The sequence below is a fragment of the Myxococcus eversor genome (genome assembly GCF_010894455.1).
In the GTDB taxonomy this organism is placed as follows: domain Bacteria; phylum Myxococcota; class Myxococcia; order Myxococcales; family Myxococcaceae; genus Myxococcus; species Myxococcus eversor.
In genome coordinates this window covers 593349-605674 of sequence record NZ_JAAIXY010000002.1, presented here as the reverse complement: position 1 = coordinate 605674, position 12326 = coordinate 593349, and the positions used below count along the sequence as shown (strand labels likewise).

Genomic DNA, 12326 nt, shown 5'->3' with positions numbered 1-12326 from the left:
CGGCCCGCGCGGAGTGTCCGTGTCGCCACGCGGAGTGTCTTCCTCGGACGGATGTTGAACGTCGGCCCGAGAAGCGGGTTGGCGTGTCGCTCGGAGGAACCTAGGGTCGTCGCCATCCGCCATGTCCCGAGCCTCGCTGCCTGAAGACCATCGTCGACTCGTCACCCACGCCCTGGCCGCACTCGATGTCCGCAACCTCGTCCTGAGCATCCACGACCCCAGCTTCCCCAGTCTTCCGCACGAGGACACGGGACGGGGCTCGCCCTGTTCGGAAGGTGCCGCCCGCTTTCTTGAGGCCGCGCACGCGCTGGGCTTCACGGGCATCCAACTGGGCCCCCAGGGGCAGACGTCGGAGTCGAATGCCTCGCCGTATGACGGCACGCTCTTCTCTCGCAACGTGCTCAATGTGGCGCTCGCGGCGCTGGAGGACGAGGCCTGGGGCGCGCTGCTCCCGAAGGGCCGCGTGGCAGCGCTCGTGGAAGGGCGCTCGCGTTCCTCCAGTCCCGGAGAGCGCTACCGGTGGGCCTTCCGCGCGCAGCTCGCGGTGCTCGATGAAGCGTGGACGTCGTTTCGGCTCCAACGCGCGAGTCCGGAGGCTTCGGCCGCCATGCGCGAGGTGTCATCGCGTTTCAACACCTTCCGACAGCGGCACCGCGCATGGCTGCTGCGCGACGCGCTCTTCGATGTGCTGTGCGCGGAGAAGGGCGTACTGGATTGGAGGCCGTGGGCCGACTCGCTGGATGGACGGCTGTGGAGTCCTCGTCCGGGGGCCGAAGGTGTCGCCGCCGCGCGAGTGCAGGCGCTGGAGACTCAATACGCGGAGGTGCTGGAGCGCTACGCCTTCTTCCAGTTCCTGGTGCATGCGCAGCATGAGGTCCTGCGCGCTCGCACGACAGGGTTGAAGCTGAAGCTCTACGGTGATTTGCAGATTGGCTTCTCACCGCGCGATGCATGGGCGTGGCAGGGCCTGTTCCTGCGCACGTACCAGATGGGGGCGCCGCCGAGTCGCACCAATCCCGAGGGCCAGCCGTGGAACTACCCGGTGTTGGACCCGGAGCAGTACTTCATGGAGGGCGGAGAGGGGCCATCGCTGGGCTTCCGGCCCGGCGCGGTGCTGCGCTTCATGGACGCGCGCATGGACAAGATGCTCGCGGAGTACGACGGGCTGCGGCTGGACCATCCCCATGGGCTGGTGTGTCCGTGGGTGTATCGCGTGGGGCAGTGGGACGCGCTGGGGGCGGTGCAGCACGGCGCGCGGCTGTTCTCCTCGCCGGACCTGGAGGACCACCCGGAGCTGGCGCGCTACGCGCTGGTGGCCCCCGAGCAACTGGACCGCTCGTTGCCCAGGTACGCGGATGGAGAGGTGAAGTCGCTCACGCCCGAGCAGGTGCAGCGCTTCAGCGTCCTCTTCGACACGGTGGTCGCGGCGGCGCGGCGCAACGGACGGGATTTGGGTGACTTGCTGGGCGAGGTGCTGAGCACGCTGCCGTATCCACTGGGGCGAGTCATGGCGCGCTATGGATTGGGGCGCTTCCGCGTCACGCAGAAGGCGGACCTGGGCAACCCGGCGGACGTGTATCGCAGCGAGAACGTGGCGCCCGAGGACTGGATGATGGTGGGCAACCACGACACGAAGTCGCTGTGGCGACTGGTGGGCGACTGGCAGTGGCGCGGAACGCTGCGGGCGCAGGCGGAATATCTGGCGACGAGGCTGTGTCCCGAGCCCGAGCGACGCGAGGACTTCGCGCGCGAACTGGCGACGGACCCGGGGAAGCTCGCGCAGGCGAAGCTGGCGGACCTGTTCGCCAGTCGCGCGCGCAATGTCATGGTGTTCTTCACGGACCTGCTGGGGATACCGGAGACGTACAACGAGCCCGGCACGGTGGATGAGCGCAACTGGTCGCTGCGCGCGCCCACGGACTGGATGCGCGAGTATCGCGAGCGGCTCCGAGGTGACGCCGCGATGAACCTCCCCGGCGTGCTGGCGATGGCGTTGCGAGCGGGTGGCGCGCCAGCGCGGGAGAAACATCGCGAGCTGCTCGAGGGGCTGGACAGGCTCGCGGAGTCACTGAAGGAAGACCCATAGCCTCCCTCTTCGCGCCTGCCTGGTTCCGTTTCCCGCGCCGGAATGGGCATCGCACGTGTGAAACAGGAGGACCGCGAAGCGAGGCGAGTCTCCGCTCTCGCTTCAGGTCCGCCACTCCATAGCCACCATGTTGCTCAGTGCTTCACGTCCACCACGAGGCGCGTGGGCTCGCGCAGCTCCAGGACGCGGAACGGCTGGACGCTCTTGTTCCCGAGCACCCACGTCACCTCGCCCTCGAAGTCACAGGTGCGCTCCAGCTCCAGGAGGACAGGCAGCGCGGGCTTCAGCTCGCGCGTGGCCACGGTGGGCTGCCCCTGGTCGGTGTGGGCCCGCGCGGGAGTGAAGGTCACCTGGAGCTGGCCCTTGCCCGCGAGCGCCGCCGGGTCTCCCGAGCCGCACTGCACCACCGGCTCCTTCGCGTACTCCACCTTGTAGCCAGGGAGCTGCGTTCCCTCGAACTCGAACACCACGCGGTCGTAGTCCGGATGTGCCCCCGCGCGCACCGAGCTCAGCGTGGCCCTCGGCGCATCCTGGCGCTTCATGTCCACCGCGCTCGAGGTCCACTCGCGGTTCTTCGGGTCCTCGGGCGTGTACCCACCACCGTTGGACGGTGACGGAGTCTGCGCTCCCGTGCCCGTGGGCGGCTTGGACGGCGCTCCCTCTTCATCACCCGGGGGCGTGTCCGTCGGAGCGGGAAGGTCCTCGTCCTGGGCGCCAGCGACGACAGGCACGCTCGGTCCCCCCGTCACCACATGCACGGGCGGCTTCGCGGCGGCCTCGCCCTCGCGAGGGAGCGTTCCAGGGGGTGGGCCTGAAGGCTGCGCGGGCGTGTCATCGGAAGGAGGCAGCTCGGCCGCGGGGTGGGGCGGCGCTTCCTCTTTCTTCGAGCATCCGGTGGCCACGAGGCACCCGGCGAGCCACAGCGACGACAGCCAGCGTCCGGCACGCTTCATCGTTCCTCCCCTGTCGGCCCACAGGGCCGTGAGGAACTCCCTCTCTCACGACGGCGCTCGCGGTGCCAGCCTCCCGCCGAGGACATGATGACGGGAAGACGACAGACCCTCCGCCCGAGCACGGCGAAGGGCCCGCGTCACCCGAGGGACTTCAGTCGGCCGAACCCGTCGCGCGCGTCAGGGCACCCAGGTCCGCGTCACGCAGGAGGTTGACCAGCACGCCGTCAATCTTCCGCGTGCCGTTCTCCACCACGGTGGGCTTCAGGAAGAAAAGGTTGTTCCAGTTGAAGTCATACAGGGCCTGCTCGGCGGCATCGGACCAGCTCCCATCCATGCGCCCGTGGTAGTAGCCGAGCTTGCGCAGCACGCGCTTCACGTCGCGCGCCGTATCGCCATCCAGCGTCACCCGGTCCGCGGCATACACATCCGCGAGCGTGCCCTGGTAGCGGTTCAGCTCCACGCCCAGCTCCTGCAACGCCCCGGTGCTGCCGTGGACCACCGCCTCCGCGAGCACATGCGTATAGAAGGCCGTCTCGCTCGTGGTGTTCCAGACGCGGATGACGCCCGAGCGCTCGCCATTGCGGTCCCCGCCCACGCGCGCCCCGGCCTTGAGGGACGCATACAGCCGCTGCGGCAGGCTGCCCCGCGCTCGACGGAAGCCGTCCGCCATGGCTCGACACATGTCGGGCGTCGTCATGTTGTTGGCCTGCACCACGAAGGTGTCTCCCAGGACGGAGCAGGTGTGCGCGCTGTTCTCCGTGCCCGAGCGCTGGCCCACCGTCACATGCCCATCCGGGTGGAGCTTCACCGCGGCGAGCTGACGGATGGGGGCATAGGGGTCCGAGGCGAGCACTCCATCGATGGCGCTCTGGGGTGCCTCGCCCGCGTCGATGCGCGCGATGACCGCCTGCGCGTCATCCACCGAGGGCAACGCCATGGTGGCCACCGCCACGTCCGCACGCCCATACGGCACCAGCCCACTCACGCCGCTGGGGAAGGAGATGACGGCCATTCCGCACGACTGCTCCACCGCGTCGCACGCCACCACGGCGCGCGTGCCGAAGATGCTCGGGTTGAAGGGACGGTCCGCGGCGGAGGCCTGGGTGGAGCCCAGCAACAGGGATGCGGCGAGCAGCAGGCCACGCTTGAACGGCTTCATGCACGTACCTCGGGACGCAGGGCTCCGCCGGGGCCGAGCAAGCGTCGCTCGACACAGGGCAGGCCTCGCATGTCTGGGAATGGAGGGTGTGGGTTGCTGGCTCCAGGAACGCGACGCGCCTTCGAGACATATCGGGAAGGCTCGGAGGTCCTTGCGCGCCGTCAAGCACCGGATTCAGGGTGAGGACCGACGGCCCGAGGAGGGCAGGCCGGCCTGGCTGCCCCGCGCATCCCGCTTCCGGGAAAATTGTAGCCGTGGCACTCCCCCAGAAGTTTCAGACGCGCCCCACAAGGGCCCGGGTGGCGGGTATGGTCCGCGCCCGGCCGCAGCCCGCGTCCTCCCCCTCACGCGCACGAACCGGAGACAGATTCCCCATGGCTCTCGACCTCACCTCCCTCCCACGTCCCTCGCGGGACGACGCCTCCATTGGCACGATGGCGCGAGGCCTCGTTGGCAGCGAGATTCTCCGCATCGCCGCGGAAGTCCGTGAGCTCGTCGCCAAGGGGCGCAAGGTGTGCAACCTCACCGTGGGCGACTTCAGCCCGCGCGAGTTCCCCATCCCCGACGGCCTGCGCCAGGGCATCGCCACCGCGCTCCAGGCGGGCGAGACGAACTATCCGCCCTCCGACGGCGTGCTCGACCTACGCCAGGCGGTGCAGCGCTTCTACGAGCGCGCCCTGGGCCTGAAGTATCCGCTGGAGGGAATCGTCATCGCGGGCGGCGCCCGGCCCATCATCTACGGCACCTACCGCGCGGTGCTCGATGACGGCGAGACGGTCGTCTACCCGGTGCCGTCGTGGAACAACAACCACTACGTCCACATGATGAACGCCAAGGGCGTCGTCGTGACGACGGACCCGTCGCACGGCTTCATGCCCACGCTGGAGCAGCTCACGCCGCACCTGGGCACCGCGCGCCTGTTGTGCCTGTGCAGCCCGCTCAACCCCACGGGCACCATGATTTCGTCCGACGTGCTGGGCGCCATCTGCGAGCGCGTCGTCGCGGAGAACCGCGAGCGGGAGAAGCAGGGCCGCAAGCCGCTCATCCTGATGTACGACCAGATTTACTGGGTGCTGAGCTTCGGCGCGGTGAAGCACGTGACGCCGGTGGAGCTGGTGCCGGAAGTGGCGCCGTACACCGTGTTCGTGGACGGCATCTCCAAGGCCTTCGCCGCGACGGGCGTGCGCGTGGGTTGGGGCGTGGGTCCGCCGGCCATCATCGCTCGCATGCGGGACGTGCTCGGCCACGTCGGCGCGTGGGCGCCCAAGGCGGAGCAGGTCGCCGTGGCGCGCTACCTGGACGACGTGCCCGCCACCGAGTCCTTCCTGACGGAGATGCGCCAGCGCGTGGACGCGCGCCTGGAGGTGCTGCACACGGGCCTGACGCGCATGCGCGAGGCGGGGCTGCCGGTGCGACACATCGCGCCGCAGGGCGCCATCTACCTGTCCGTCCAGTTCGACCTGGTGGGCAAGGGCGGCCTGAAGACGAATGACGACATCCGCAAGCTGCTCCTGGAGAAGGCCAGCCTCGCGGTGGTGCCCTTCCAGGCGTTCGGTCTGAGCGAGGACACCGGCTGGTTCCGCCTGTCCGTGGGCGCGACGTCGGTGGCGGAAATCCAGGAGGCCCTGCCCCGCGTGGAAGCCACCCTGCGCGAGGCGCTCGCCTCGAAGTAGCCCGCGTCGGTGCCGGGCCCCGCGTGACGTCCCACTGGACGGGCGCGGGGCTCGGGAATACACGGAAAGGGCTGGAGTTCAGCCGGGTACTTCGTGCCAATGCTCAAGCGATTCGTGGATGTACGTGACGAGGAAGTTCGCGCGGTCCTCGGGTCCTTCGTCTACTTCTTCACGCTGATGTGCGGTTACGCCATCCTGCGTCCCATCCGCAACGAGATGGGGACGGCGGGCAGCGTGAAGGGCCTGCCGTGGCTCTTCACCGCGACGTTCATCGTCATGCTGCTGGCGGTGCCGGCCTTCTCCGCGCTGGTGGCGCGCTGGCCCCGGCGGGTGGTGCTGCCGCGCGTCTACCGCTTCTTCCTGGTCAGCCTGCTCGCCTTCTTCGTGCTGCTGAAGTTCGGGGTGGCGAAGGAGCCGGTGGCGCGGGTCTTCTACATCTGGCTGAGCGTCTACAACCTGTTCGTGGTCTCCATCTTCTGGAGCTTCATGGCGGACGTCTTCGCCGGCGAGCAGGGCAAGCGGCTGTTCGGCTTCATCGCCGCGGGTGGGACGACGGGCATGTTGGTGGGGCCGTTCCTGGTGGGACGCCTGGCGGAGCCGGTGGGGCCGGTGAACCTCATCCTCGTGTCCGCGGTGCTGCTGGAGGTGAGCGCGCAGTGCGTTCGCTGGCTGAGCCGCTGGGCTCGGGACGTCCAGCATCAGCCCGCGTCGGCGGAGGGGCCCGTGGGCGGCGGCGTGCTGGCGGGGCTGCGGCTCCTGGTGGCGTCGCCCATCCTGCTCGCGCTCGGGCTCCAGGTGCTGCTCTACGCGGCCACGTCCACCTTCCTGTACTTCCAGGAGGTGAAGCTGGTGGCGGAGGTGGGCAAGGACGCGGCCTCGCGCACCGCGCTGTTCGGCGACATCGACTTCTACGTGCAGTTGCTGACGCTGGCGATCCAGACGCTCGTCACGGGGCGGGTCATCTCCCGGCTGGGATTGGGCGCGGCGCTGGCGGTGGCCCCGGTGCTCACGGGGCTGGGCTTCCTGGGGCTGGCGGTGATGCCGGTGCTCGGGGTGCTGGTGGTGTTCAAGGCGCTGCGAGGGGCCAGCCACTACGCGCTGGAGCGGCCCTCGCGCGAAATCCTCTTCACCACGGTGGACCGCGAGGCGCGCTACAAGTCCAAGAGCTTCATCGACACGGTGGTGTACCGGGGCAGCGACACGGTGAGCGCGTGGTTGCAGGGGGGCCTCACGGCGCTGGGCCTGGGCATGACGGGGTTGTCATTGGCGGCGGTGCCGCTGGCGGGGCTGTGGCTCGGCGTGTCGCTGTACCTGGGGCGGGAGCAGCGGCGGATGTCCCGTGAGCCCGAGGGTGCGCTTGAGCCCGTGGCCTCCGATAATGCCGCGGCTCGTTGAAGTGGAGTCCGGAGTCTTCCTCGAAGTGTTTCCTCGTCGCCGCGGGTGGGGGGCGGGGGTTGAAACGAACGTCGCAGCAGGAGACGACACGACATGAAGCTGTCTCGCAGAGACCTGATTCAAGGCGCGGTGACGGTGGGCTCCCTCTGGGCCATGGGCTGTGCCACCTCGGGGTCTTCGGGTGGTGCGTCCGAGACGCCGAGTCCCCAGGGCCAGGGGGCCGGGGCCGCGAAGGCGGACACGCCGTTGAACATCCTCATCCTCGGCGGCACGAAGTTCCTGGGGCCGGCGCTGGTGGAGTCCGCGCAGGCGCGGGGCCACACGGTGACGCTGTTCAACCGGGGCAAGACGAACCCGGGCCTCTTTCCGAACGTGGAGAAGCTCCAGGGGGACAGAGACCCGACGAAGGCGGAGGGCCTCAAGGCGCTGGAGGGCCGCAAGTGGGACGCGGTGGTGGACACGTCGGGTTACGTGCCGCGCATCGTGAAGGCCTCGGCGGAGCTGCTCGCGCCCAACGTGGGGCACTACACCTTCGTGTCCACCATCTCCGTCTACAAGGACGCGTCGAAGCCGGGTCTGACGGAGACGGCGCCTGTCGCCACGGTGACGGACGTGACGACGGAGGATGTGGACAAGCACTACGGCGCGCTGAAGGCGCTGTGTGAGAAGGCCGCGGAGACGGCGATGCCCGGCCGCGTGTTCAACGTGCGCCCGGGGCTCATCGTCGGCCCGGATGACCCGACGGACCGCTTCACGTACTGGCCGGTGCGCGTGGCCCGGGGCGGCGAGGTGCTCGCGCCCGGCACGGGGCTGAACCAGACGCAGTTCATCGACGCGCGCGATCTGGCCGCGTTCATCATCCTGGGCGTGGAGAAGAAGCTGGCGGGGCAGTACACGGCGACGGGGCCCGAGAAGCCGCTGTTGATGCGCGACTTCCTGGAGCGCAGCAAGAAGGCGCTGAAGAGCGACGCGCACTTCATCTGGGCGCACGCCTCCTTCCTGGAGAAGCACAAGGTGGAGTCCTTCAGTGACATGCCGGTCTGGGTGTCGCCCACGGGGGAGGACGCGGGCTTGTTGCAGGTGAACATCGACAAGGCGCTGGCGGCGGGGCTCACCTTCCGCCCGCTGGAGGAGACGGTCCGCGACACGGTGGCCTGGTTCAACGCGGAGCCGCCCGAGCGGCAGGCGAAGCTGAAGTCGGGCATCAAGCCGGAGCGGGAGAAGGAAGTGCTCGCCGCGTGGCACCAGGAGCACGACAAGGGCAACGCCAACGCGGGTTGAGGCGTGCTCAGGCGCGGATGACGGTGACGCGCCGACCCGAGGGCGTCCGGGCCTGTTCGGCCCGGGTGCGCTCGGCGATGGAGGGCTGGTTCGAGCGACGGTCGAAGAGCATCAGCCAGCCTTCATCCAACCCCAGGCCCTGGAGATAGCCGTCGAGCTGTTCCAGGCCCTCGGTCAGCGGGTCTGACTCGCGGTCCCTCCAGACCTTGATTTCGATGGCGAGGGTGTCCGGCCCATGGCGCACGCACAGGTCCATGCGCCCGCGACCGATGGCGTACTCCCGCTCAATCGTGCCGCCCCCATTCACCACCCGGTGCAGGAAGGCCATGAGCACCAGATGCGGCGCGACCTCGTGATACGGCGCGGTGGCCAGGAGCGGCTCGCCATGCTGGCGCCAGAAGGCGAGGAAGGCGTCTCGCAGTTGCTCCACGTCCAGCCGCCCGTCGGGCTTCAACCAGGAGGGCTGGATGGAGGGGAGCGTGTCGCGCGTGCCTGACGCCAGCGAGCGGACGAGAATCTCGCGGTAGATGGGATTGGCCACCTCGAGCGTTCCGGATGCGCTGCGGCGCAGCAGACCCAGGTCGACGGCGAAGCGGCGGTCATCCTCGGGGACGTCACCCAGGAGCTGTCCCGCGAGCATCGGTTCAAGGATGGCGCGGATGCGAGGCTCGCGCAGCCGCGCCGCGAGGCTGTCCAGGTGGGTCTCCTGGCGGTAGATGAGGATGGCCCTGGCGCGCTCGATATCCTCGCGGCGGATGGGCTGGGACAGCTCGGGCACCAGTTCCTCGACAGCCACCTTGGCCAGGGCGTTGACGAGCCACGGCTGGCCCTGGGTGAGCTCGAAGGCGAGCGCGAGGGCGTCGGGTTCGAAGCGCTGACCTGTGTCCGTGGTGTGCTGGGAGTAGAGCTCCGTGACTTCGTCCTCGGTGAAGTCGCGCAGGGTGAGCGAGCGCACCTTGATGTTGAACGGGCTGGAGGTCGCCAGCCTGTCTCCATCGTCGGAGGACACCTTGTAGTCGCGCACGTCCCGCAGCCCGATGAGGGCCATGGCGGAGGGAAAGTGCTCGGGACGGTTTCGGTGGCCGTCGCGGAGCTGCCGGAGCACGGAGACCAGCACGCCATCGCGGAGTGCGTCGACCTCATCCAGGAACGTGACGAGGGGCTTGTCGGTGGCCTCGGACCAGGCCGCGAGCGCGGTGGCGACCCGATTGCCTGGCGGTGCTTCCGGAAACTCTGGAGGCTGTGAAGTGGGAGGCAGTTGGGCGCGCGTGGCGAGTCGCCAGCTCGAGAGGATGGCGGCCTCTGCCGCGCCGGTGTCCTGGGGGAAACCCGCCCCCGCCTCCATGCTGACGAGGGCCGCCACATAGCGGCCCTCCGACGTGAGCTCGCGGGCGAACGAGAGGAGCGCCGTTGTCTTGCCCACTTGCCGAGGCGCGTGGACGACGAAGTAGCCCTGCTGCTCGACGAGCCGCCGCACTTCGGGCAGCCGCCGCATGGCTGGCAGCATGTAATGATGGTCCGGATTGCACGGACCGGCGGTGTTGAACCAGCGGGGCATGTCCGGAAGGTACTACGCCTCCTTCGCCTGGGTAGGCATGGACTTGGAGGGGCTTCGATGACGTCCATGTCGTTCAGAAGGCACAGCGCCGTCGTTCTGCTCGCCGTGTCGCTCGCGGCCTGTGGTGGCAAGGAGGTCCGTCCGGAGGGCGACCCCGACGCGGGCCCCGGCCAGGCGCATCCCTGCGTGCCCCTGAGCCTGGAGCGCGATGTGGACCTGGAGGGCTTCCACACCGACCGCTACACGTGGCGCGACAGTGACTGCGCGCCACGCTCGGCGTTCCTCGTGCGCAACGACGCCGCGGACCCCGCCGGCTGGCACGGTGGCTATCTCCGCCGCTACGTCTACGAGACGAACGGCGTCTCGCGCACCTGCGACGGCGCCAACGACGGTGTCCCCGGCTGGGGCATGGTGACGTGTCACCTGCGCGCCGGGGCCACCTGGGGCAACTGGACGGAAGGCGTCACCGGCACCGGCCGCACCCTCTTCGAGGGACGCCACCACGCGCTGCACGAGTTCCGCTGGCCCCTTCCGCTCGGCGGCCACATCGTCAACGTCACCGTCCACTACCTCTTCGCCACCGGCAGGAACCATCCGCTCTACGCCATCACCCACGACGTCTCGGGCATTCCGCCGGACGCACTGGAGGCGGACGTGCGCTCGCCCTATGGCGACCTGCTCTTCGACGGCAACGCGAACGCCGAAATCGCGGGGCTCGGCTGGGGAGACCGTCATCGCTTCGTGACGCTGTCCTCCCCCGTGACGATGGCCAGTGGCTGGGACTACCGCGAGCCCAACGTCGTCCCCTACACCCGCATGTGGACCACCGCGCCCGACGCGGAGATGGGCGTGGTGCAGACACAGCCCTGGCTGCGGAAGCCCGCCGGTGGCTACTGGTTCTACCAACAGGGCTGGGGACAGCGCGCCGCCAATGGCCCCCTGCCCGAGGACTGGAACTGGACCTACCAGCTCAACCAGTACCAGCTCCCCACGACGACGCGCTCGCATCGCCTGGCCTGGGGCAGCAACTACGGCGCGCTCGGCTGGCGCCAGTACGCGCGCTACGGCGATGACGGCATGCTCTCCGGCCACCCCTACCAGAGCTACTCCGTCTTCATGGTGCTGGGGACGCACTCGGAGGACCCGGTGCTGAAGCGCGCCTCGGAGGTCGAGTCCTGGCAGGCCGTGCGCCTGTCCGCCACCGAGGGCACCGTGGCCACCCAAGGGCCCGGCGGCGTCGGCCGCTCGGACTCCGTGCCCTTCGCCGTGCCCGGCTACAACCCCGTGTATGCGACGTGGGAAGCGCGCGTGACAGGCAACCGCGCGGTGTTGCGCTTCGACTCTGGCCGCGGCTCCCTGGAGCACCCGGTGCTGGTGCTGCGCGGCTACACCCTGTCCACGCCGCCGTCACGCGTGCTGCTGGACGAGCAGGTGCTCGCCGCCGACGCGGACTACTTCGCCTCCGTGGACGACGCGGGCGACGCGCTGTGGCTCACCCTGAACCGCGCCCTCACCGGCACCGCGACGCTGCGCGTGGAGTGAAGCGGCGGAGCGCAAAGCCGTGGCGACCCGTGAAAAAGCAACGGGGGATGCCCCGATGAACTCGGAGCACCCCCCGGTATGACCCTTGCTCAGGTTCGCTCTCCCCCTCTGAAGAGCGTCACCCCCGGGTCCCCCATCCACGGATGGCACCGCCCCCGCGGCACCATCTTCCTACCCGCCCTGCATGTGTCAGGAGGGCCTTGGACCCCTCCCGCGAAGCTGTGATTTCACGAACGTGCGCGCCCCCCGGTGCGCATGCCGAACCGCTCTGCTTTCAGGATGTCGCGGTGCCCCAAGCACCCACACCCCGTTGAATCGTGCTCAAGGCCAGAACTCGGCGGGACGCGAGCTCGCTCGCAATCGCGCCAGGGTCTGCGCCCAGCCAAACGTCTGCGGGCGCATGGACGCCACCCGCGTTACAAGGTCCATCTCCCCCCGGAGCAGTCCCAGTGCTCTGGACTTCGTCAGCACCGCGAGCTGTCTGCGCTTCGCCCCCGCGAAGGCGGTCAGCTCGGGTACCGCGATGTCCCCCTCTGGTGCTTCCAACGCGCTCGCGCGCTCCCCTCTGCTGATGCGAGTCCCCGCCTTCCGGGCCGTGACTCCCCTTCCCCTCCCCCCACGCTTCACACCGTCTGGCCTCGCGCTTCCCCCCGGAACCCGCTGGCCCGACTCATGCGCG

9 protein-coding genes are annotated in these 12326 nt (G+C 69.3%); 5 read left to right on the top strand and 4 right to left on the bottom strand.

What is annotated here, in order from left to right; translation table 11 throughout:
* The first annotated feature begins 121 nt into the window (after positions 1-121).
* A complete protein-coding gene (locus tag G4D83_RS05910; RefSeq protein WP_163863625.1) occupies positions 122-2086 on the top strand; it encodes a 4-alpha-glucanotransferase in 1965 nt (654 codons plus the stop codon).
* 134 nt (positions 2087-2220) lie between these two features.
* Here G4D83_RS05910 and G4D83_RS05905 read toward each other — a convergent pair whose 3' ends face one another.
* Both G4D83_RS05905 and G4D83_RS05900 read right to left on the bottom strand, forming a co-directional pair.
* Positions 2221-3039, bottom strand: a complete 819-nt coding sequence (locus G4D83_RS05905) for an AMIN-like domain-containing (lipo)protein (RefSeq protein ID WP_163863622.1) — start codon at positions 3037-3039, stop codon at positions 2221-2223.
* Positions 3040-3190: 151 nt separating this feature from the next.
* Positions 3191-4198, bottom strand: a complete 1008-nt coding sequence (locus tag G4D83_RS05900) for a DUF1028 domain-containing protein (RefSeq protein ID WP_163863620.1) — start codon at positions 4196-4198, stop codon at positions 3191-3193.
* Positions 4199-4572: 374 nt separating this feature from the next.
* Here G4D83_RS05900 and G4D83_RS05895 point away from each other — a divergent pair, with 374 nt between their 5' ends.
* The 3 genes from G4D83_RS05895 to G4D83_RS05885 all read left to right on the top strand — a co-directional run bounded on the left by G4D83_RS05895 (position 4573) and on the right by G4D83_RS05885 (position 8547).
* Positions 4573-5871 carry a pyridoxal phosphate-dependent aminotransferase gene (locus G4D83_RS05895; protein WP_163863618.1) on the top strand — a complete coding sequence of 433 codons (1299 nt, stop codon included), beginning with the start codon at positions 4573-4575 and terminating at the stop codon, positions 5869-5871.
* A gap of 99 nt (positions 5872-5970) precedes the next feature.
* Complete coding sequence (locus G4D83_RS05890) at positions 5971-7266, top strand: NTP/NDP exchange transporter (protein WP_163863617.1); 1296 nt, start codon at positions 5971-5973, stop codon at positions 7264-7266.
* A gap of 93 nt (positions 7267-7359) precedes the next feature.
* The gene (locus G4D83_RS05885; protein WP_163863615.1) at positions 7360-8547 is read left to right on the top strand and encodes an NAD-dependent epimerase/dehydratase family protein; all 1188 of its coding nucleotides are present in this window, start codon (positions 7360-7362) and stop codon (positions 8545-8547) included.
* Positions 8548-8554: 7 nt separating this feature from the next.
* Here the strand turns inward: G4D83_RS05885 and G4D83_RS05880 are convergent, their stop codons facing one another.
* Positions 8555-10105: a P-loop NTPase family protein gene (locus tag G4D83_RS05880; protein ID WP_163863612.1), complete on the bottom strand. Its 1551-nt coding sequence runs from the start codon at positions 10103-10105 to the stop codon at positions 8555-8557.
* A 66-nt stretch (positions 10106-10171) separates the two neighbouring features.
* Here G4D83_RS05880 and G4D83_RS05875 point away from each other — a divergent pair, with 66 nt between their 5' ends.
* Positions 10172-11647, top strand: a complete 1476-nt coding sequence (locus G4D83_RS05875) for a hypothetical protein (RefSeq protein WP_240356180.1) — start codon at positions 10172-10174, stop codon at positions 11645-11647.
* Positions 11648-11968: 321 nt separating this feature from the next.
* Here the strand turns inward: G4D83_RS05875 and G4D83_RS05870 are convergent, their stop codons facing one another.
* Entirely contained in the window at positions 11969-12193 is a 225-nt protein-coding gene (locus tag G4D83_RS05870) for a hypothetical protein (RefSeq protein WP_163863609.1), read from the bottom strand.
* Positions 12194-12326 lie beyond the last annotated feature (133 nt).